We start from the raw sequence: 20,921 nt of genomic DNA on the forward strand, positions 1-20,921 counted from the left end.
CCGCCCGGTCAGTCGGCGGCGGAGGCGGGCACGGGGACCGGAACGGTCCGACCGGGCTCGCACTCTTCGGGGTGAGGCCGCGGCACGCGGAGTTCCGCGATGGCGGTCTCGAAGTCTTCGAGTGTGTCGAACGCCTTGTAAACGGACGCGAACCGGAGGTACGCGACCAGGTCGAGCTCCTGCAACGGGCCGAGTATGGCCAGACCCACGTCGTGGGTGGTCAGCTCCGCACTCCCGGTGGCGCGCACCGCCTCCTCGACCCGCTGGCCGAGCTTGGCGAGGGCGTCCTCGGTGACCGGCCGCCCCTGGCACGCCTTGCGCACACCGGAGATGACCTTGGTCCGGCTGAAGGGCTCGGTCACCCCGCTGCGCTTGATCACCATCAGCGAGGCCGTCTCCACCGTCGTGAAGCGACGGGAGCAGTCGGGGCACTGACGGCGCCGGCGGATCGACGTGCCGTCGTCCGTGGTGCGGCTGTCGACGACGCGGCTGTCGGGGTGCCTGCAGAAGGGGCAGTGCATGGTCCCTCACCCTCCCTCTGGGCACGACTGAATCGCCCCGCAAGGCCCCTGAACGACTGAGACGGGTCTCTGCCGGGGGCTCGCGAAGCAGCCACCAGCATATGCGATGCGGAGGGCCTCGGCGGACCGTGGACCACAACTTCTGGGCGGCATCGCTCATCCAACCACTAGATCTTGGGTTGCGGCAGATTTGGTTCGCTCCGCGTGTCGCCGGGCCCGATCACCGGACGGAGGCGTTCCCGGTGCCACACTGGGCACCGGACCGGAAGGTGGCGATCCGACCGGGAAGGGTACCGTAAACAGCGGGCACGGGACCGAACCCGCGTTCGGCGGACCGGCCGCCTATACACCCCTCGATGTGGCCATGTTGAACGATCTGCGATTTTTCACTCGAACGTGTGTTTGGCGCAACCTTTCGAAAGCAACTACCGTTGTCCAGCTAGGGAGAACATTTCGAGAGGGGCCGACGTGACCACCACCGCAGACAGTGCCACCATCACTGCCCAGAACCGCTCCCAGAGCCGACTCGAGCCGGTGCATCCCATGAACGACGCAAGTCTGAACCCGGAGGCGGAGCCCGTACGCCCCGCACGCTCGCTGCCAGGCCGACCTCCAGGCATCCGCGCCGACAGCTCCGGGCTCACGGACCGGCAGCGGAGGGTCATCGAGGTCATCCGCGACTCAGTGCAGCGGCGCGGCTACCCGCCGTCGATGCGCGAGATCGGCCAGGCGGTCGGCCTGTCCAGCACGTCCTCGGTCGCCCACCAGCTGATGGCCCTGGAGCGCAAGGGCTTCCTGCGCCGGGACCCGCACCGCCCCCGGGCGTACGAGGTCCGCGGCTCCGACCAGCCCAGCTCTCAGCCCACGGACACCACCGGCAAGCCCGCCGCCTCGTACGTTCCCCTGGTCGGCCGGATCGCGGCCGGCGGCCCGATCCTCGCCGAGGAGTCGGTGGAGGACGTGTTCCCGCTCCCCCGCCAGCTGGTCGGCGATGGAGAACTCTTCGTCCTCAAGGTCGTCGGCGACTCGATGATCGAGGCAGCCATCTGCGACGGCGACTGGGTCACGGTCCGTCGCCAGCCGGTCGCGGAGAACGGGGACATCGTGGCCGCGATGCTCGACGGCGAAGCCACGGTCAAGCGGTTCAAGCGGGAGGACGGCCATGTCTGGCTGCTCCCGCACAACGCCGCCTACCAGCCGATCCCCGGCGACGAGGCGACGATCCTCGGCAAGGTCGTCGCGGTGCTGCGCCGGGTCTGACCCCGCGCCCCCATACGGCTCCGGGACCCACTGCGCCGGTCCCGGAGCTGCTTTTCCGCGTCTTTTCCCGCGTCTGAACCTGTGCTGCTCCCGCGCACGACAGCCCCTGCCGACCCGTCGGCAGGGGCTGTTCGGCAGGAGGGGCTACTTGCCGTCCGCCTGTGCGGCAGCGTCGATCGCTGCCAGCGAGCGGCGTGCCTGGTTGCGGTCCGTGGTGTACCAGAAGTCCGGCAGGGTGGCCCGCAGGAAGGTTCCGTACCGGGCGGTGGCCAGCCGGGGGTCCAGGACCGCGACGACGCCGCGGTCGCCGGTGGCCCGTACGAGCCGACCCGCACCCTGGGCCATCAGAAGTGCCGCATGCGTGGCCGCGACGGCCATGAAGCCGTTGCCGCCGTGCTGCTCGACCGACTTCTGCCGGGCACTCATCAGCGGGTCGTCGGGGCGCGGGAACGGGATGCGGTCCATGACCACGAGCTGGCAGCTGGGACCGGGCACGTCCACGCCCTGCCAGAGCGACAGCGTCCCGAACAGGCAGGTCTTCGGGTCCGCCGCGAACGCCTTGATCAGCTCGCCGAGCGTCTCCTCTCCCTGGAGCAGGATCGGGTTGTCGAGCCGGCCGCGCAGCTCCTCGGCGGCTGCCTTGGCGCCCCGCATGGAGGAGAACAGGCCGAGGGTGCGGCCGCCGGCCGCCTCGATCAGCTCGGCGAGCTCGTCCATCATGTCGCCGCGGGTGCCCTCCCGGCCCGGCGTGGCCAGGTGCTTTGCGACGTAGAGGATGCCCTGCTTCGGGTAGTCGAACGGCGAGCCGACGTCCAGCCCCTTCCACACCGGTGCGTCGTCCCCCTCGACCCCTTCGGGGGACAGGCCCAGCGAGGCTGCGACCCCGTTGAAATCACCGCCCAGCTTGAGGGTCGCCGAGGTCAGGACCACCGAGCGGTCCTCGAACAGCTTCTCGCGCAGCAGCCCGGACACGGACAGCGGGGCGACCCGGAGGGTGGCGCCGAAGCGGTCGTGCCGCTCGTACCAGACGACGTCGTACTCGGAGCCGAGCAGGATCCGCTCGGCCACCCCGTGGACGCTCTCCACCGCGGCCAGAGCCTGCTTGCGGACGGCGTCCTCGTCGTGGACGGACTTGTCGCGGGTCGCGCCGATCGCCGAAATGACGTTGCGCGCGGCGTCCCGCAGGGCCGCAAGGGCATACGCCAAGTCCTCGGGGACCTCCTCCAGCCGGCCCGGAAGGGCCAGCTCCATGACCCGCTCGAACGACTCGGACGCGGTCTGGAGCGAGTCCGCGTTCTTCTCGTCGACCAGCTTGGCCGCGCGCTTCACGGCGCGGTTGACCTGGCCCGGGGTGAGCTCGCCGGTGGCGACCCCGGTCACCCGGGAGACCAGCTCGTGCGCCTCGTCCACGATCAGCACCTCGTGCTGCGGCAGCACCGGGGCGCCCTCGATGGCGTCGATGGCCAGCAGCGCGTGGTTGGTGACGACCACGTCGGCGAGCTTGGCCCGCTCGCGGGCAGCCTCGGCGAAGCACTCGGCGCCGTACGCGCACTTCGTCGCACCCAGGCACTCCCGGGAGGAGACGGAGATCTGCGACCAGGCCTTGTCCGAGACACCGGGAGTCAGGTCGTCCCGGTCGCCGGTCTCCGTCTCGTCGGCCCAGTCGCGCAGGCGCAGCAGGTCCTGACCGAGCTTGCTCGTGGGGGTGGCCGCCTCGAACTGGTCGAAGAGGCCCTCCTCCTCATCCTGCGGGGCACCCTCGTGCAGCCGGTGCAGGCACAGGTAATTGGACCGGCCCTTGAGCATGGCGAACTGCGGGCGGCGGCGGAGCTGCGGGTGCAGCGCGTCCACCGTCCGGGGCAGGTCGCGCTCGACGAGCTGCCGCTGGAGGGCGAGGGTGGCGGTGGCCACGACCACACGTTCGCCGTGCGCGAGGGCCGGCACCAGATAGCCGAGGGACTTGCCGGTGCCGGTGCCGGCCTGGATCAGCCGGTGCGTGTTGTCGTCGATCGCCTCGGCGACGGCTTCGGCCATGGACACCTGGCCGGGCCGCTCCGTGCCGCCGACGGCGGAGACGGCGGCGTGCAGCAGGTCGGGGAGGGAGGGCTTCGTCATAGCACTGCCAACCCTACGGGGCGCCACCGACAGTGACCGCCAAGACGATGATTCACGGCCGGTACAACGGCTGGTACAAGGGGTCGGGCACGGTGCCGTGCCACCGCCTGCGGGCGGCAGCGCGCTCGCGGCAGCCGTCCTCGTACAGCGGGTTCCGGTGCATGCAGAGCCGCCCGATGCGCTCGCCGAGCAGGTCGAAGGGTGCGGGTGCGGACGAGGAAGGCGTACGGGTCCGTGAAGGCGGTGGGGGGTTCCGGCGACGGGGGCGGCGGGGTGAGCGTGATGGTGTCCGGGACGACGTGCCGGCTCCCGTACGCGCGGCGGCGGGCCCGGAAGCCGAGGCTGCTGCCGTCGTCGAGGGTCAGCTGCCAGGCGTCGCCGGCGGAGTCGGTGGCGTCGGGAAAATTCGGCACGGGACTCCTCGGGATCGGGAACTTTGCTGCGCGGCGCAGAGTTTTCGAAGGGTGAGGCGTGAACGGAAGGCTGTGCGGGAGAGCTGAGCAGGAAGGCTGAAGGGGAGGCGCGCAGTGGTGGTCCGGGGATGCGGGGCGGCGGTTCAGATGAGATTGCGCAGCGCCCGCTCCCGGACCATCAGGGCGGCGCGCTTCCCGGGGAGGTCGATCTCCGTGGAACAGCGGAATCCGGAGTTGAGAAAGGCTGATACGGAGGGGGTGTTGCGGATGTCCGGTTCGGCGATGACGCGGGTGCAGCGGGGGCGGTTGTCGAGCACGAGGTTGGCGACGGCGCGCAGCAGGGCGGTGCCCAGGCCGCATCCGCGGTTCGTGCCGTCCCCGATGAGCAGGTGGATACCCGCGTCATGGGGGCGCGCCGGGTAGTGGCGGGACAGCGGGTCGAGGTCGGCCCGGTAGATCTCCCAGTAGCTCATCGGCCTGCCGTCGAGGAGGCCGAGGCAGGGCACGCTGTGGCCGTTCCCGTCGAGCTGGGCCCGTACGTGGGCGGCGGTGACGGCCGCGGGACCGGCGAGCTCCCAGTAGGCGGCCACCTCGGGGTCGTTCATCCAGCCGGTGAGCAGCTCCAGGTCGCGGCCGAGCCGTACGGGTTCGAGGCGGAAGGCTCCCACTGGGGTGGCGACGGTGCCCCAGCCGGCCGGGGAGTCGAGCAGTTCGGCTTCGGCGAGCAGGGGCAGCAGCCGGGCGGCGAGCCGTCGTCCGGGGATACGGACACCCGCGGCGGCCATGGGGGCGGCGGAGTCGACGGCGACGGTGAAGGCGGTGGCGGAGAGGTCGGTGGAGGTGTCGGTGGAGGGCATCGGCACTCAATCGTGGAGGGGGTTGGTGAGGGTGACGTAGACGGACTGGGAGTCGACGGGGCCGACGAGCTCGTCGAGGCCGCCCAGGCGGGTGAGCAGGTTCGCCTTGCAGCGCAGGGTGGGTGAGTCGAGCAGCCGTGCGGGGAGCGGTCCGAGTCCGGAGGCCTTGCCGAGGAACCGGCGGAAGGCGGCGAGCAGGACGCGTTCGTCGGCGAGCCGCTGGGATCCGAAGGCGCCGATGAGCCCGAGCACGTTGTTGATGCCGAGGTAGTAGGCGAAGCGTTCGTCGGTGACGGCGTCGGAGACGAAGGTGTCGCTGGCGCTGCCGATACCGGGGAGTCGGCGCTCCAGTTCCGCCCGGCGGGAGGCGCGGAAGTAGTAGCCCTGGTTGTCGCGGTAGCGGCCGCCGACCGGCCAGCCGGCCGGGTCGAGGAGGACCAGCGTGTTCTGCTGGTGCGCTTCGAGGGCGATGCCGGCGAGCGCGTCGAAGGCGAGGACCGGCAGGACGACGTGGTCGAGATAGCGCAGGAACCACTCGGCGGCGACGGCGGAGGTCGCCCGCCCTGTGGTGGCGGAGAGCCGGGAGACGATCTCGGCGAGCCGCGAGCGCACGGTGGCCCGGCCCGGCCACGGGCGGGGCGCGGTGAGTGCGGCGATGCAGACGACGTCGTCGTGGGGGCGGAAGGGGTTGTGTCGCAGTACGGCGTCCAGTCCGGGGACGGGGGTGCCGTCCGGGGCGTCGACAGCGATCCAGGCAGGGTCGCGCACGATGTCGAAACCGGGGTGGGCCGCCTGCCACTGTTCCGCGAGGCCGGTGCGGAGCAGCCGGTGCACTTCGACGCCGCGGTGGAGTTCCTTGCGGAGGTTCTCGCGGCGGGAGTTGGTGATGCGCAGGCCCAGGGAGAGTTTGAGCATCGCGGGGGTGCCGGGGCGGTGGACGGTGCGGACGGAGGAAGTGGGGTACCAGGGCTCGCCGTACGGGCCCAGGTCGTGGAGGAGTCCCGCGTCGCGGAGGGCTGCGACGGCGGGGCGCTGGAGCAGGTCGCGGGCCTGCCAGGGGTGCAGGGGAAGGGGGGTCATGCCGTCGGGCAGCGGGAGCCCGGGAGTGAGCCGGCCGAGGAGGCGGGCGGCGGAGACGGGACGGCCGCGCTCGGTCCAGGCGGAGTCGGTGGCGAGGGCGGAAGGGGCGATGGCGAACCAGTGCAGGGGGAAGGAGCCGTGGAGTTCCGGTGAGTAGCGGCGTGCTTCGGTTTCGGAGAGCCCTTCGCGGCTCTTCGGGTCCGGCTGGAGGGGGTGGCCGAGGAGGAGGGACTGTTCGGCGGTGAGGAAGAGGTCACCGGCGACGGGTTCGGGCGGGGTGGGGCGTTCGCGCCGGTCGGCGATGAACTCGGCGGTGCGGCGTACCGAGTCGGCGACGCGGCCGACGAGGGCGGCACCGCCGCGGCCGCGGTTGTCGCCCTCGCGGGCGATCAGGGAGGCGAGGGTGACGGCGTCCAGCGCCGGGGCGTGGGCAGGTGCGCCTTCGAGCCGGGCGGGGGCGAAGCGGTGCCAGCCGGCCGGGGACCAGTAGCGGACGGCGACGAGCAGGGCGGTGCCGGATGCGGGGAAGGGGATGCGCAGCAGGGTCCCGCCGGGCCCGTCGGGACGGCCGATGCCGCTTTCGCGGACCCAGCACCGCAGCAGGTTCTCCACCGCCGCGGCCTCGGCGGCGATGCCCGGGTCGGGGTGGTCCAGCAGGTCGGGCAGCATCGCGGGCTCGGGACCGGCCGAACCGGCGGAGCCGACCCGGAGCCGGAGTGTGCCGTCCTTCTGCCGCGGCACGGTGGCCGCGGCACCCGGCGGAACCGCCGCTGCCGTGGGCTGTGGAGTCGCGCCGGACCCCGCCGGCTCGGTCTCGCCCCCGCTCCCGCCGCCCCCGTGAGCACCAGGGCTGCCAGCGCCGAGGGTCGGGCCCAGCGGGCGCCGGGGGGCCGGAGCGGTGCACTCCGGTTCGGGCGCGATCCCGCCGAGGCCTCGGCCGTCACCGCCCCTGCCGGGCTCAGGGGAAGCACCGGAGGAGGGGATGCGTCCGGCTCCACCCGGCCCGCCGGTCCCTGGAGCCTGCCATGCGCTGCCCTCTGAGACCGGGTCCACTGGGGACTGCGGGCCGGGGGTGGCAGCCGCCCCCGCCTCCGTAGCGGACCCGCCGAAACCGCCGGCGCCCGCAAGCCTTCCCGTCCCTTCGGTCCCGGCGGGCCCGCCAGGGGTGGTGAGGCTGCCGAGACCGGATGCAGGCCACGGAGTGGCCCGGGGCGCCGAGCCCAGCGGGGACCGGGGGGTCAGAGCAGAGCCCTCCGGCTCCGACACCAGCCCGTCGGCGCCGGGGTTCGGCCGGTGGGTGGGCTGGGGGGTCGAGGCCAACCCTGCGAGGCCGCCGGTCCGTTCGCTCCCATCGGTTCTGCCGGGAGCGCCGGTGCCCGCGGACGGCAATGAGGTGGCCTCGGGGATCGAGCCCACCGGCTCCGGCGCCGATCCGCCCGGTACGCCCCTGCCGCCATGGGCGGGCGCCGGCCCATCGGCGGCACGCGTGCCGCCGGCCTCGTCCCCACTGGCGGGGGTCGGTGCCGATTCGCCAGGGGGACGCATGCCGTCGGTCCCGCCGCCCGGGGCCGGTGCCGGCCCGCCGACGGGGCTCGCGGTGGCGGACTCGGTCCCGATGCCGAGGGTCGGCGCCGATCCGCCAGGGGGACGCGGAGTGCCGGGGACGGGACCCGGGGTTGGTGTCGGTTCGGCGAGGGGGCGCGTGGGCGGGGTGTCGGTGGCGCGGTGTTGCGAGTCGGGCATCGCTGGTCCTTGGGGTGCGGGTCAGTGGGGCCGGCAGGCGGCTGCGGCGGGGATGGCGTCGGCCAGGCGGTCGAGCACGGCGGCGGCCTGTTCGTCGGTGAGGGTCAGCGGCGGCAGGAGGCGGACGACGCTGGAGTGGCGGCCGCCGAGTTCGACGATCAGGCCGCGGTTCAGGCACTCCTGGCGGACGGTCGCGGCGAGGGCCGGCGCCACGGCCCCGGTGTCGGGGTCGACGAGTTCGACACCGATCATCAGGCCGCGGCCCCGGACGTCCCCGATGCAGGGGTGGACGGAGGCCAAGGCACGCAGGGCCGTCAGCATCCGCTCGCCCAGGGCCCCCGCACGCTCGGCGAGACGGTTCCTCCGTACGTACGCCAAGGTGGCGGCTCCGGCCGCCATGGCCAGCTGGTTGCCGCGGAAGGTGCCGGCATGTGCTCCGGGGGCCCAGACGTCCAGGCCCGACCGGTACACGATCACCGCGAGCGGGAGGCTGCCGCCGATCGCTTTGGACAGGACCATCACGTCCGGCACCACCCCGGCGTGGTCGACGCCCCAGAAGGCGCCGGTGCGGCCCACGCCGGTCTGCACCTCGTCGGCGACCAGCGGGATCCCCCGGTCCTCGGTGATCTCGCGCATCCGGCGCAGCCACTCGTCCGGGGCCGGAAAGACCCCGCCCTCGCCCTGCACCGGCTCGACGATCACCGCCGCGGGCTTCGGCACCCCGCCCTTGGGGTCGTCCAGCAGGCTCTCGGTCCAACGGGCCCCGAGCCGGGCGCCCCCGGGGCCGCCGACCCCGAACGGGCAGCGGAAGTCCTGAGGGAACGGCAGCCGGGTCACCCGTACGTCCGGTGCTCCGCCCGAGGCACCCAGGGCCCTGGCGGTCATCCCGTGGTGGGCCCCGGTGAAGGCGAGCAGCCCCGTGCGCCCGGTGGCCGTGCGGACCAGTTTGAGCGCGGCCTCCACCGCATCCGTGCCGGCGGGCCCGCAGAACTGGATGCGGGCGTCGGCGGCCAGGGCCGGCGGGAGGCAGGCGAACAGCTCCGTGGTGAAGGCGTCCTTGACCGGGGTCGCCAAGTCCAGGACGTGCAGCGGTGCTCCGGAGTCGAGGACGCCGCGGACGGCTTCGAGCACCACGGGGTGGTTGTGTCCCAGGGCGAGGGTGCCGGCCCCGGAGAGGCAGTCCAGGTAGCGCCGCCCGTCGGCGCCCTCGATCGTCAGCCCTCGGGCGCGCACCGGGACGATGGGCAGCGAGCGCGCGTACGTGCGGGCGGCGGACTCCCGCATCGCCTGCCGTCGCAGGATGCCCTCCGCACCTGCGCCCACCCCTGCAGGCCCACCGGACCCCGCCGATCCCCGGCTCCCCTGCGGCGGTACCTGCGGCGTTGCCTGTGGCGCTACTTGCGGTACTTGCGGTGCTTCCTGTGACGCCTGCTGCCCTTGCGGTGGCCCCTGCGCGGCGGCCGCGCCCTGCTCGGTCAAAGCCACGACTGTCGGACCTCCCGCACGATTGCTCTACCGGATTGCGCCTCGAAAATGAACGCTGCTCCCCCATCCCCCGTGCGTACCAACGACGGTGACGGCGGCGGATCACGGGTGGCCCCAAGATCCTTGTTCCGCCCGGACTTCGGGGTGTCCGCCGGATCCGGAACCGCAGCCCCGGGCTGTGCCGTCCCCAAAGACAGCGGCATAGTGGGGTGCTGCACTCGGCAGCACGCACCTCGCGTGCCCCACAAAGCGCAACTGCACCGCGTCTCACACCCAGAACCACCAGGGGGATTCACGACATGCGACCGAACCGACCGGTCACCGCGATCCTGTGCGCGGCGGCACTCGCACTGACCGCCGCAGCCTGCGGACCCGGCGACGGGGAGGCCGGCGGCGACGCCAAGCCGACCGCGGCAGCGAGCCTCCCGTCCGAAGCCGACGGGACCATCAAGATCCCGGACCAGCTCAAGGACAAGCTCAAGCAGCACGGCTTCGACCTGGACAAGTGGAAGGGGGGTGCGTGGAAGAACTGGAAGCAGGAGGACTGGCTCCGCGAGGCGGGCGACTACGTCAACCCGATCATCGAGGACCTGTGGGACCCGGACCGGATGCGTGAGGCCGACAAGACCCCGCAGCCCCCGGCCATCGACCCGGACGCCGGCAAGGACCAGGGCGTCACCGACCCGGTCCCGGCACCGGTGCAGGCCAAGGCGGCCAACGCGCCTTACCACACGAGCGTTCCGGTGTCCGGCAAGGTCTTCTTCGACGGCCCCGAGGGCTCCATGGTCTGCTCGGCGACCGTGGTCAAGGACCCGGCCCACCCTGGCAAGTCCAACATGGTCTGGACGGCCGGCCACTGCGTGCACGCGGGCAAGTCCGGCGGCTGGTACCGCAACATCGCCTTCGTCCCGTCGTACAACAACGCGGGCCGGCCGGCGGCGCAGCTCAAGGGCGCCCCGCGCGATCAGGTGGCTCCGTACGGCGTGTGGTGGAGCGACTGGGCGCAGACCTCGAACCAGTGGATCGCGAACGGCGGTCCGACCGGCGGCGCAGGCGCCCCGTACGACTTCGCGGTGCTGCACGTGACCCCGGAGAAGAGCACCGGGAAGTCCCTGGAGGAGACGGTCGGTGCGGCGCTCCCGGTGGAGTTCAACGCCCCGGCGGTGCCGAAGGTCGCGGGCATCACAGCCACGGGCTACCCGGCGGCGGCCCCGTTCGACGGCCAGAAGGCCTTCCAGTGCACCGACAAGCCGAGCCGGCTGTCGCTGACCACGAACGACCCGGTGATGTACCGCATCGGCTGCACGATGACCGGCGGCTCCTCCGGCGGCGGCTGGGTGGCCGCGGGCAGTGACGGCAAGCCGGCGCTGGTGTCGAACACCTCGATCGGCCCCGTCAAGGCGGGCTGGCTGGCCGGACCCCGGCTGGGACCGGAGGCCAAGGGGATCTTCGACGCCGTGAGCGCCAAGTTCAAGTAGTCCCCACCCGTATGCGCGGCCACGTGGCCACGCAGCCACACGACCGAGGGCCCCCTGCAGTGCAGGGGGCCCTCGGTTCATCCGTGCTGCCGTGTCCGCGTCACCGCTTCGCCGGCACGTACGGCGCCAGGTCCGCCGCCAGTTCCTGGTGGACCCGGGCCTTGAGCAGGGTGCCCTCCGGGGTGTGCTCCTCGGAGATCACCTCGCCCTCGGCGTGCGCCCGAGCGACCAGCGAGCCGCGCGTGTACGGCACCAGGGCCTCCACCTCGACCTCGGGCCGCGGCAGTTCGGAATCGATGAGCCCGAGGAGCTCGGCGATGCCCTGCCCCGTGCGCGCCGAGACGGCGATGGAGTGCCGCTCGATCCGCAGCAGCCGCTGCAGTACGAGCGGATCCGCGGCGTCGGCCTTGTTGATCACCACGATCTCGGGCACGTTGACCGCGCCGACCTCGCGGATGACCTCGCGCACCGCCGCCAGCTGCTCCTCCGGAGCCGGGTGCGAGCCGTCCACGATGTGCAGGATGAGGTCGGAGTCGCCGACCTCCTCCATCGTGGAGCGGAACGCCTCGACCAGGTGGTGGGGCAGGTGCCGGACGAAGCCGACCGTGTCGGCCAGCGTGTAGATCCGGCCGCTGGGCGTCTCGGCCCGGCGCACGGTCGGGTCGAGGGTGGCGAACAGCGCGTTCTCCACCAGCACGCCCGCGCCCGTGAGGCGGTTGAGCAGGGAGGACTTGCCGGCGTTGGTGTAGCCGGCGATGGCGACCGAGGGCACCTTGTTGCGGCGCCGTTCCTGCCGCTTGATGTCGCGGCCGGTCTTCATCTCCGCGATCTCCCGGCGCATCTTCGCCATCTTCTCGCGGATCCGGCGCCGGTCGGTCTCGATCTTGGTCTCACCGGGGCCTCGGGTGGCCATGCCGCCACCGCCGCCGCCACCCATCTGCCGGGACAGCGACTGACCCCAGCCGCGCAGGCGCGGCAGCATGTACTGCATCTGCGCGAGGGCGACCTGCGCCTTGCCCTCTCGGGACTTGGCGTGCTGGGCGAAGATGTCGAGGATCAGGGCGGTCCGGTCGACCACCTTGACCTTGACGACGTCTTCGAGGGCGATGAGCTGGCCGGGGCTGAGCTCACCGTCGCAGACGACGGTGTCGGCCCCGCTCTCAAGCACGATGTCCCGCAGCTCGCGGGCCTTGCCGGAGCCGATGAAGGTGGCCGGGTCCGGCTTGTCGCGGCGCTGGATGACACCGTCGAGTACGAGGGCGCCGGCCGTCTCGGCGAGGGCCGCGAGCTCCGCGAGGGAGTTCTCGGCATCCTGCACCGTGCCGGAGGTCCAGACGCCCACCAGCACCACGCGCTCAAGGCGCAGCTGCCGGTACTCGACCTCGGTGACGTCTTCGAGCTCGGTGGAGAGGCCGGCCACGCGGCGCAGCGCCGCGCGCTCGGAGCGCTCGAACTGCTCGCCGTCCCGGTCTCCGTCGACCTCGTGGCTCCAGGCGACGTCCTCTTCCATCAGGGCGTCGGCCCGAAGACTCTCGGTGAAGCTCTGCGAGTCCGGCACGTCCCGTGCGTCCCGCGCGTCCTGGAAAGGGGAAGAAGAGGAGGTCATTGGATCCTTACGTCGATATCGAATGCGGCCAAAGCCACGTGTGACAGTGACCTAACACTGTCACGTCCAACGTGTCACATCGCCGGGAGATTCCCCCGGCGTTCGGCCTCGTCGATGGTGACATGCCCGTTCCCCGCCGGTCACACGCTTTTCGGCCCGCCCCACTCCGGGTGCCCGGGCATCGCCGGGGTCGTCGTCCCGTACAGCCACGGCTTCAGGAAGGCCTCCAGATCCCGTCCGGCCTCCTCCGAGGCCAGTCGTACGAAGTCCTGCGTGCCGGCGATCCCGTCCCGGTGCTCCGCCACCCAGCGGCGCTCGACCCCGTCGAAAGCCTTCGCGCCGATCTCCTGGCGCAGTGCGTACAGCACCAGCGCGGCCCCGTCGTAGACCACCGGCCGGAACAGCCCGATCTTCTCGCCGGGGGCGGCGGGCTTCGGCGCGGCCGGGGGCCCGCCGGCCGCCCGCCACTGGTCGGAGCGCTGGTACGCCTCGCGCATGCGCCGCTCCAGGGAGTACTTGCCGAGCCCGTCCGCGTACAGGGCCTCGTACCAGGTGGCGTGTCCCTCGTTGAGCCACAGGTCGGACCAGGTCCGCGGGGTGACGCTGTCGCCGAACCACTGGTGGGCGAGCTCGTGGACCATCACCGACTCGACGTACCACTCGGGGTAGCCCTCCCCCGAGAACAGGCTGTTCTCGAAGAGGGAGAGGGTCTGCGTCTCCAGCTCGAATCCGGTCTTCGCCCGCGCGATCAGCACTCCGTAGTTCTCGAAGGGGTAGCGGCCGATGTGCTGCTCCATCCACTGGATGTGCCCGGGGGTCTTCTTCAGCCAGGGTTCCAGCCGCTGCCGGTCCGCGGCCGGGACCACGTCGCGCAGCGGCAGCCCGTGCGGACCGGTGCCCTGCACCACGGCCGAGGTGCCGATGGAGACCTGCGCGAGCTCGGTGGCCATCGGGTGCAGGGTCCGGTACGTCCAGGTGGCCGAGCCCGCGGCCCGGCGGGCCGGGAGCGTGCCGGGCACCCCGTTGGCGACGGCGGTGAGTCCGGTCGGTGCGGTGATCCGGAAGGTGAAGTACGCCTTGTCCGCCGGGTGGTCGTTGCACGGGAAGACCCGGTGGGCGGCGTCGGCCTGGTTGGCCATGGCCAGGCCGTCGTCGGTCGGGACCCAGCCCCCGTCGGCGATGCCGCGCGGATCGCTGGTGTGCCGGATCTCGATGTGGAGCGGCAGATTGGCCGTGACCGGGCGCGCCGGGGTGAGCACGAGGTCCTCCCCGGCGCTCTCGAAGCGCGCCGGTTCGCCGTTGACCTGGGCGGACGCCACCGTTCCGTGGGTGAAGTCCAGGTTGATCCGCTCCAGCGGCTGCAGGGTGCGGGCGTCGATGACGGTGACCGCGTCGAGCGGGCTCTTGTTGTCCTTGTACGTGAAGGACAGATCGTACGAGAGGACGTCATACCCGGGGTTCCCGAGCTGCGGGAACAGCGTGTCACCGATGCCCAGCGGCATCGGCGGGGGCAGCACGGCGGCGACGAGGGTGAGGGAGGCCGCGGCGAGCAGGGCGGCGCGCAGGCGGGGGGAGGAGAGCTGCATCCTCCACCGCTTACCAGCGCCCGCCACGCGCCCGGGTACGGCGCGCGACGGGTCCACCCGAACGGGGCCTTCCGGCGACGCCCGGCCTAGGCCCGGCTGACGTCGTAGACGCCGGGAACGTCCCGCATGGCCCGCATCAGGGCCGGCAGTCCGGTCGCGTCGGGCAGCTGCAGGGTGTAGGTGTGCCGGACCCGCTGCTCGACGGGCGGCTCCACGGTCGCGGAGACCACTTCGACCCCTTGGCGGGCGATGGCCTCGGTCAGGTCGGCCAGCAGATGCGGGCGGCCGAACGATTCAGCGAGCAGGGTGACCCGGCAGTCCGCCGTGGCCCGCCAGTGCACGGCGACGGAGGTCCGGCCCAGTGCGCGCATCTGGGCCACCGCCGAGCAGTGGATGCGGTGGACGGTGACGGCCCCGCCCCGTACGACGAACCCGGCGACGGCGTCCGGCGGTACGGGTGTGCAGCAGCCCGCGAGCCGTACGGTGGCGTCCGGCAGGTCGGCGACCGCGTTGCCGCCGCCGCCCCGGGCGCCGACCACGGACAGCGGTGCCCGGGCGGCCGTGGTGGTGGGTTTCACCGAGTCGGGGTGCGCTTGGAGCCAGCTGCCGATGGCGATCCGGGCGGCCGGGGTCCTGGCGTGCTCCAGCCAGTCGGCGGCGGGGCCCGAGGAGGCGTCCTGGGCGAGCAGCAGCTGGACGGTGTCCCCGTCGGACAGCCGGGAGGCCAGGGAGGTGAGACGCCCGTTGACGCGGGCGCCGATACAGCCGTGGGCCGCTTCGCCGTACTGTGCGTACGCGGCGTCGATACAGCTGGCCCCGGCGGGCAGGCTGATCGTGCCGGGGGAACCGCCGTCGGCGCGGAACACGGTGATCTCCCGGTCCTGTGCCAGCTCGGCGCGCAGCACGCTCCAGAAGGTGTCGGGATCGGGCGCGGACTGCTGCCAGTCGAGGAGGCGCGACAGCCAGCCGGGCCGGGTCGGGTCGACCCGCTCCTCGTCGCAGTCGGCGGCGGCCTCCGCCGAGGCGGTGGCGTACGGGTTGCCGAGGGCGACCACGCCGGCCTCGGCGACCCGGTGCATCTGGCGGGTGCGGACGATGACTTCGGCCACGTACCCCTCGGGCGTGGCGAAGGCTGTGTGCAGCGACTGGTAGAGGTTGAACTTCGGGGCGGCGATGAAGTCCTTGAACTCCGAGACGACCGGGGTGAAGCAGGTGTGCAGCTCGCCCAGCACGGCGTAGCAGTCGGCGTTCTCCCCGACGAGCACCAGGATGCGGCCGAAGTCGGAGCCGCGCAGCTCGCCGCGTTTGAGGGCGATCCGGTGCACGGAGACGAAGTGCCGGGGCCGTACCTGCACCTCGGCGGCGATGCCGGCGTCGCGCAGGACGGCCCTGACGGAGTCGGCGATGGCGGGCAGCGGGTCGCGCTCGCCGGCGTGGGCGGCGATGAGCGCGCGGGTGTGCTCGTACTCCTCGGGGTGCAGGATCGCGAAGACGAGGTCTTCCAGCTCGGTCTTGAGGGCCTGTACGCCGAGCCGTTCGGCGAGGGGGATGAGGACGTCGCCGGTGACCTTGGCGATGCGCGCCTGCTTCTCGGGGCGCATCACGCCGAGGGTGCGCATGTTGTGCAGCCGGTCGGCGAGTTTGATCGACATGACGCGGACGTCGTTGCCGGTGGCGACGAGCATCTTGCGGAAGGTCTCGGGCTCGGCGGCGGCCCCGTAGTCGATCTTCTCCACCTTGGTGACGCCGTCGACGATGAAGCAGACTTCGTCGCCGAACTCCGCGCGGACCTGATCGAGGGTCACCTCGGTGTCCTCGACGGTGTCGTGGAGCAGAGAGGCCGTCAAGGTGGTGGTCTCGGCGCCGAGTTCGGCGAGGATCAGGGTGACGGCGAGTGGATGTGTGATGTACGGCTCACCGCTTTTCCGCATCTGGCCGCGGTGCGAGGACTCCGCGAGCACGTACGCGCGGCGCAGGACGGACAGGTCCGCGTCCGGGTGATGGGCGCGGTGCGCCTCGGCGACATGGCCGATGGCGTCGGGGAGCCGGTCTCGGGATGTGGGCCCGAGAAGGGCGGCGCGCCCAAGTCGTCGCAGGTCAAGGCGGGTACGGCCTCGTCTGCGGAGCTCAGGGCGCGCTTCGGGACGTGCTTCGGGGTTCGTGGCCTCTGCACTCATGGGCACCTCCGGCGTCTTCGACCGGCGGTGGCGGGCATGGGGTGAGCCCTCAGGGCCGGTGCCTGATGCTACCGACCCCACCACGTGGCGCAGTCCGCCTCTCGCTCAGCGTGAAACGGATCACCCATTAGAGGGAAGCTTCAGCCGAAAGCCGTTTCGGCGAGCCAGGCCGCGTCGAACTCACCCGCGGCCACGATGACGGCCGGTCCGGTCATGTCGATCTGGCCGTCGGGGTGTTCGGTGATGAGGAGGGTGCCGCCGGGGAGGTCGACGGTGTACGTGGCGGGTTCGCCGGTGGCTGCCGGGTCCGCGCCGTCGCGGCGGATGGCGGCCACGGCGACGGCGCAGGCGCCGGTGCCGCAGGAGCGGGTCTCGCCGGAGCCGCGCTCGTGGACGCGCATGGCAACGTGGCGGGGGCCCCGGTCGACGACGAACTCCACGTTGACACCCGACGGGTAGACCCCGGCCGGGCTGAACGGGGGCGGGTCGAGCAGCTTGCCGGCGTGGTCCAGGCTGTCGACGAACGCGACGGCGTGCGGGTTCCCCATGTTGACGTTGCGGGCGGGCCAGGCACGGTCGCCGACCGTGACGGTGACCTGTTCCTCGGGGAGGACGGCGCGGCCCATGGAGACCGTCACGTCGCCGCTCTTGTCGAGGTGCACCCGCTTGACGCCTCCGCGGGTGGCGACGGTGAGGTCGCCGGGCTCGACGTGGCCGGCGTACTGGAGGTAGCGGGCGAAGACGCGGACGCCGTTGCCGCACATCTCGGCGATGGAGCCGTCGCTGTTGCGGTAGTCCATGAACCACTCGGCCTCGTCGGCCATGTGCGCCGCCTCGGGGTGCGCGGCGGACCGGACGACGTGCAGCACGCCGTCCGCGCCGATTCCGGCACGCCGGTCGCACAGCTTCGCGACGGCGGTCGCGGGCAGCTCGACGGCGTTGTCCGGGTCCGGGACGATCACGAAGTCGTTCTCGGTGCCGTGGCCCTTGAGGAAGGAGAGGCTCGTCTGCGTCACCCGCCCATGGTACCGAGCGCGGTGTTCGGGCAGGTCGGCGGCGTCTATCGCAGGCGCGCGACCCGGTACACGGCCAGGGCGACGACGGCCAGCGCGACCAGGGCGTACAGCCCGGCCATGCGCCAGTCGGGGCGACGGCCGCTGCCCCGGGGCGGGAGCCCGGGCCAGGTGTAGCCCACGCGGCGCGCGGCCATCATCCCCCAGCCGCCGGCGCAGGAGCTGATGAGGAAGCCGAGCATGGCGACCACGGCTCCGCCGTCGCCGAACTCGAAGGCGAGTGGGAAGGCGAACATCAGGGAGCCGGCGGCGGCCAGCATCACGATCGGGGCGATCTGCCAGATGCGCAGCCGGCGCTGCGGGCGCAGCTCGACCTCGAACGCGGGACCGGCGGCGGCCTCCGCCTCGGCGGTGTCCGGTGCGTCCGGGCCGTCGGGGGTCAGCCGTGCCGGGTCCGCGGGCAGGCCGAGGCCTTCGGGCTCGGGGGACGCGTCGAGAAGCATCGGGTCCGCTTCCCGTCTCGTCCCGTCCTGCCCGGTGTCACGAGGGCCGGCCTCCATTGCCACGCGCCCTCCCCACTCGGACTTCGCACGCTGTTGTTCACCGCCGGTGATCGCACCCGCGGAATTTGATGATGGCACGGCTGAGGGTCCCGAACGGGCGCACGGGGCGTCCCGATGCCATCACGTGATCAGGCTGTAACCGCTCGTTCGACCAACGACAGCGCGAGTCCGAGGAGTTCCCCCCGGTCCGCGACGGCGCCGCTGAGCCAGTGCACACGGGGGTCCCGGCGGAACCAGGAGTCCTGTCGGCGGGCGAACCGCTTGGTGGCCCGGACGGTCTCGGCCCTGGCCTCGTCCTCGGTGCACTCGCCGGCGAGGGCGGCCAGCACCTGCTGGTAGCCGAGCGCCCTGGAAGCGGTGATTCCGTCGCGCAGGCCCCGGGCTTCCAGCGCACGGACCTCGTCGACCAGCCCGGCCTCCCACATCCGGTCCACGCGCAGCGCGATCCGCTCGTCGAGCTCCGGCCGGGCCACGTCGACACCGATCTGGACGGTGTCGTAGACCGACTCGTGGCCGGGCAGGTTGGCGGTGAACGGCTTCCCGGTGATCTCGATGACCTCCAGGGCGCGGACGATGCGGCGGCCGTTGCTGGGCAGGATCGCCTGGGCGGCGGCCGGGTCGGCGGCGGCGAGGCGGGCGTGCAGGGCGCCGGGGCCGTGCAGGGCGGCCTCCTCCTCCAGCCGGGCCCGGATCTCCGGGTCCGTGCCGGGGAACTCCATGGCGTCGAGGGCGCCGCGGACGTACAGGCCCGATCCGCCGACGAGGACCGGCGTGCGGCCCTGGGCGAGCAGCTTGTCGATCTCGGCGCGGGCCAGGCGCTGGTACTCGGCGACGCTCGCGGTCTCGGTCACGTCCCAGATGTCCAGGAGGTGGTGCGGGACGCCGCCGCGCTCCTCGGTCGTCAGCTTGGCGGTGCCGATGTCCATCCCCCGGTACAGCTGCATGGAGTCGGCGTTGACGACCTCGCCGTCGAACCGGCGGGCCAGGGCTACGCCCAGATCGGACTTTCCGGCCGCGGTGGGACCGACGACGGCGATGACCCGCGGGGCGGGGGCTGCATTCCTCACCGCCCCAGTCTCGCAAACCTTGCGGCATGTACCCGATCGAGTTACGTGACGGGGCGGTGGCAGGGTCGTTGCCCTGGCGAGCCTCCGCCGGGCGTACGCCGTGCGGAGGCCGGGCCGTACGAGGCGGAACTTCACCCGCACGAGTAACGTTATGGGAGTAGACATGGGCGTTTTTGCTCGGTTTTTTCGTCGTAAGGGCGAGGATGCGACCACGAAGGTCGCTTCCGAGGACGTGACGACGGAGTCCGAGGCTCCGGTCGGTGAGACCGAAGCCGAGCCGGCTGCGCCGGAGGCGCCTGCGGCGGAAGCCGTGGAGATCCCGAAGCAGCAGTCGGCGGAGGCAGTCGCGGACAGCGAGGCCGGCGAGAGCGCCCGTACGTAGCCGCCGCCACTGGAAGGTGACCCATGGGCCTGCTGGAATCTCTGAAGGCCAAGCTCGGTCCGGCGAAGGAGAAGGTCGGCAACCTCGCACTGCAGCACGAGGGCAAGATCGGCCAGAACCTCGACAAGATGGCCCAGGCCGTGGACTCCAAAACCAAGGGCAAGTACCACGGCCACATCGAGACCGGCACGAGCAAGGCGAAGGACGCCCTGGGCAAGATCGCGCACAAGGACGCCCCCGGCGGGACGACGCCGCCGGCCGCTTCCTGACGCTGTTTCGGAAGGGGCGCAGGTTCATCGGAACCCGCGCCCCTTCCGCGTCTCCGGGGCCGCGGGCCGGGACCGGTGCCGGCGGCTCGGACCGGGGCTAGGACCAGGTGGCGACGAAGTAGCCGACCCCGTACGGGGCGTCCTCGTACAGCAGCCGCCCGTCGAGGCCGGCGCCCTCGGCTGCGCCGGCCAGCACCTGCCAGGGCGCCCGGCCGGCGGCCTTGAGCTCGTACGCGAGCTCGGCGTCGAGGGCGGCGAGCGCGGCCACGTCGGCGGAGGCGAGGGCGCGGGCCGCCGCGGCGTCGAAGGCTTCGGCCCGGTCGTCGAGGTAGCCGGGGGCCTTCAGGGTGCGGCAGGCGCTGCCGTCGCCCATGACGAGGAGCGCGACGCGCTCTTCGCGCGCGGCGAGTCCCCGGCCGGCCTCCAGGCACCGCGCGGTGTCGAACGGTTCCCCGACCCCGAGGCCCTCCACGGGCGCGGCGCCCCAGCCGGCGCGGCCGAGCAGCCATGCGCCGACGGCGAGGGACGGCGGCAGGAGGCGGGGGCCTTCGTCCCCGGCCCCGAGCCGTACGTCGGCCTCGACGCCGAATCCGCGGAAGCTGCCGCGGGCGCCCTGAGGGAAGGTGCCGCGGTGGTCCTCGTCGGCGGCGCCGATGACGACCAGCAGGTCGGGGCGGGAGGCGGCGAGCACCGCGAGGGCGTCGGAGCAGGCGGTACGGGCGTCGCCGAGTTCGGCGGCGGCTCCCGCGGCGACCTCGGGCACGAGGAGCGGCGGGGCGGGGCAGACGGCGGCGGCAACGAGCATGATCCGCAGCCTAGCCGTCGCGGGCGGAACGGGGCCCGGCGGGCCACCTCCGCTTCCGGCGCTCCGTGGCCCCGGCCCGGCCCCCGAGCGGCCCACCGGCTCCGTCCGGGCAGGCCCGGGTTCCGGCTCGGAACCCGCGGCGAGGCCGGGTTCGCCGGGCGGGGGTAACGACGGCGTGCCGGCGGTACCGGACCGTGCCGCGGACGTCGCCGAACGGGTTGCGGGCCGCCTCGGCCGAGCCCGGGTTTCCCAGGGCTCCGCCCGGTCCCTTCCTCGGCCACCGCCGGGCCCCACCCGCACTCCGGCCGGGTGGGTGGCTGGATCGCGTTCCGCTCCCGTGACGCGTGAGCCGTCTCCGGCGGGCGCGGGTTTACCCGGGCTCCACGTGCCCCCCGGCCGCCGGCGGGATCGGGTGCCGCTCCGTACCGTGCGAGGCGCCCCCGGCCGCGCCCCGGGGTGCCCAGGAGTCGGCCCGGACCCCCGCGGCGCGCCTCGAACGCC

General features: G+C 72.8%; 16 protein-coding genes. 4 read left to right on the forward strand and 12 right to left on the reverse strand.

The window, feature by feature from the left end:
• Nucleotides 1-8: 8 nt before the first annotated feature.
• A complete protein-coding gene (gene nrdR / locus ABTY04_RS17790) occupies nt 9-521 on the reverse strand; it encodes a transcriptional regulator NrdR (RefSeq protein ID WP_352214266.1) in 513 nt (170 codons plus the stop codon).
• A 468-nt stretch (nt 522-989) separates the two neighbouring features.
• On the opposite strand from nrdR, the gene lexA reads away from it, so the two are divergent.
• The gene (lexA, locus tag ABTY04_RS17795) at nt 990-1,781 is read left to right on the forward strand and encodes a transcriptional repressor LexA (protein WP_030301390.1); all 792 of its coding nucleotides are present in this window, start codon (nt 990-992) and stop codon (nt 1,779-1,781) included.
• Nucleotides 1,782-1,925: 144 nt separating this feature from the next.
• Here lexA and ABTY04_RS17800 read toward each other — a convergent pair whose 3' ends face one another.
• The 4 genes from ABTY04_RS17800 to ABTY04_RS17815 all read right to left on the reverse strand — a co-directional run bounded on the left by ABTY04_RS17800 (nt 1,926) and on the right by ABTY04_RS17815 (nt 9,312).
• Nucleotides 1,926-3,896 (reverse strand): ATP-dependent DNA helicase, encoded by a 1,971-nt coding sequence (locus ABTY04_RS17800; protein ID WP_352214267.1) that lies wholly within the window; start codon nt 3,894-3,896, stop codon nt 1,926-1,928.
• Between the two features lie 556 nt (nt 3,897-4,452).
• Complete coding sequence (locus tag ABTY04_RS17805; protein WP_352214268.1) at nt 4,453-5,166, reverse strand: GNAT family N-acetyltransferase; 714 nt, start codon at nt 5,164-5,166, stop codon at nt 4,453-4,455.
• Between the two features lie 6 nt (nt 5,167-5,172).
• Nucleotides 5,173-7,122, reverse strand: coding sequence for an IucA/IucC family protein (locus tag ABTY04_RS17810; RefSeq protein WP_352214316.1), 1,950 nt, complete (start codon nt 7,120-7,122; stop codon nt 5,173-5,175).
• Nucleotides 7,123-8,010: 888 nt separating this feature from the next.
• The gene (locus tag ABTY04_RS17815; protein ID WP_352214269.1) at nt 8,011-9,312 is read right to left on the reverse strand and encodes a diaminobutyrate--2-oxoglutarate transaminase family protein; all 1,302 of its coding nucleotides are present in this window, start codon (nt 9,310-9,312) and stop codon (nt 8,011-8,013) included.
• A gap of 461 nt (nt 9,313-9,773) precedes the next feature.
• Here ABTY04_RS17815 and ABTY04_RS17820 point away from each other — a divergent pair, with 461 nt between their 5' ends.
• A complete protein-coding gene (locus ABTY04_RS17820; protein WP_352214270.1) occupies nt 9,774-10,952 on the forward strand; it encodes a hypothetical protein in 1,179 nt (392 codons plus the stop codon).
• A gap of 100 nt (nt 10,953-11,052) precedes the next feature.
• Here the strand turns inward: ABTY04_RS17820 and hflX are convergent, their stop codons facing one another.
• The 6 genes from hflX to miaA form a co-directional block, all read right to left on the reverse strand.
• Complete coding sequence (gene hflX / locus ABTY04_RS17825) at nt 11,053-12,558, reverse strand: GTPase HflX (RefSeq protein WP_352214271.1); 1,506 nt, start codon at nt 12,556-12,558, stop codon at nt 11,053-11,055.
• Nucleotides 12,559-12,698: 140 nt separating this feature from the next.
• Nucleotides 12,699-14,144, reverse strand: a complete 1,446-nt coding sequence (locus tag ABTY04_RS17830) for a M1 family metallopeptidase (protein ID WP_352214272.1) — start codon at nt 14,142-14,144, stop codon at nt 12,699-12,701.
• Nucleotides 14,145-14,230: 86 nt separating this feature from the next.
• A complete protein-coding gene (locus ABTY04_RS17835) occupies nt 14,231-16,321 on the reverse strand; it encodes a RelA/SpoT family protein (RefSeq protein WP_352214273.1) in 2,091 nt (696 codons plus the stop codon).
• 140 nt (nt 16,322-16,461) lie between these two features.
• The gene (gene dapF, locus ABTY04_RS17840; protein ID WP_352214274.1) at nt 16,462-17,337 is read right to left on the reverse strand and encodes a diaminopimelate epimerase; all 876 of its coding nucleotides are present in this window, start codon (nt 17,335-17,337) and stop codon (nt 16,462-16,464) included.
• A 44-nt stretch (nt 17,338-17,381) separates the two neighbouring features.
• Nucleotides 17,382-17,894 (reverse strand): hypothetical protein, encoded by a 513-nt coding sequence (locus ABTY04_RS17845; RefSeq protein ID WP_502996661.1) that lies wholly within the window; start codon nt 17,892-17,894, stop codon nt 17,382-17,384.
• Nucleotides 17,895-18,025: 131 nt separating this feature from the next.
• On the reverse strand, nt 18,026-18,964 hold the full coding sequence (gene miaA, locus ABTY04_RS17850; protein ID WP_352214276.1) for a tRNA (adenosine(37)-N6)-dimethylallyltransferase MiaA: 939 nt from the start codon (nt 18,962-18,964) through the stop codon (nt 18,026-18,028).
• Between the two features lie 232 nt (nt 18,965-19,196).
• On the opposite strand from miaA, the gene ABTY04_RS17855 reads away from it, so the two are divergent.
• Nucleotides 19,197-19,346, forward strand: a complete 150-nt coding sequence (locus ABTY04_RS17855; RefSeq protein WP_352214277.1) for a gliding motility protein — start codon at nt 19,197-19,199, stop codon at nt 19,344-19,346.
• A 23-nt stretch (nt 19,347-19,369) separates the two neighbouring features.
• Nucleotides 19,370-19,615 (forward strand): antitoxin, encoded by a 246-nt coding sequence (locus tag ABTY04_RS17860; RefSeq protein WP_352214278.1) that lies wholly within the window; start codon nt 19,370-19,372, stop codon nt 19,613-19,615.
• Nucleotides 19,616-19,712: 97 nt separating this feature from the next.
• On the opposite strand, the gene ABTY04_RS17865 is transcribed toward ABTY04_RS17860, so the two are convergent.
• Nucleotides 19,713-20,420 (reverse strand): class III extradiol dioxygenase subunit B-like domain-containing protein, encoded by a 708-nt coding sequence (locus tag ABTY04_RS17865; protein ID WP_352214279.1) that lies wholly within the window; start codon nt 20,418-20,420, stop codon nt 19,713-19,715.
• Between the last annotated feature and the right edge of the window lie 501 nt (nt 20,421-20,921).

The organism is Streptomyces sp. NPDC097981 (assembly GCF_040302565.1).
Lineage (GTDB): Bacteria > Actinomycetota > Actinomycetes > Streptomycetales > Streptomycetaceae > Streptomyces.

Coding starts and splice junctions, on each gene's coding strand:
- nrdR (WP_352214266.1), bottom strand. CDS start 521: ATGCACTGCCCCTTCTGCAGGCACCCCGACAGCCGCGTCGTCGACAGC.
- ABTY04_RS17800 (WP_352214267.1), bottom strand. CDS start 3,896: ATGACGAAGCCCTCCCTCCCCGACCTGCTGCACGCCGCCGTCTCCGCC.
- ABTY04_RS17805 (WP_352214268.1), bottom strand. CDS start 5,166: ATGCCCTCCACCGACACCTCCACCGACCTCTCCGCCACCGCCTTCACC.
- ABTY04_RS17820 (WP_352214270.1), top strand. CDS start 9,774: ATGCGACCGAACCGACCGGTCACCGCGATCCTGTGCGCGGCGGCACTC.
- hflX (WP_352214271.1), bottom strand. CDS start 12,558: ATGACCTCCTCTTCTTCCCCTTTCCAGGACGCGCGGGACGCACGGGAC.
- ABTY04_RS17830 (WP_352214272.1), bottom strand. CDS start 14,144: ATGCAGCTCTCCTCCCCCCGCCTGCGCGCCGCCCTGCTCGCCGCGGCC.
- ABTY04_RS17835 (WP_352214273.1), bottom strand. CDS start 16,321: ATGAGTGCAGAGGCCACGAACCCCGAAGCACGTCCCGAAGCGCGCCCT.
- ABTY04_RS17845 (WP_502996661.1), bottom strand. CDS start 17,894: ATGGAGGCCGGCCCTCGTGACACCGGGCAGGACGGGACGAGACGGGAA.
- ABTY04_RS17860 (WP_352214278.1), top strand. CDS start 19,370: ATGGGCCTGCTGGAATCTCTGAAGGCCAAGCTCGGTCCGGCGAAGGAG.
- ABTY04_RS17865 (WP_352214279.1), bottom strand. CDS start 20,420: ATGCTCGTTGCCGCCGCCGTCTGCCCCGCCCCGCCGCTCCTCGTGCCC.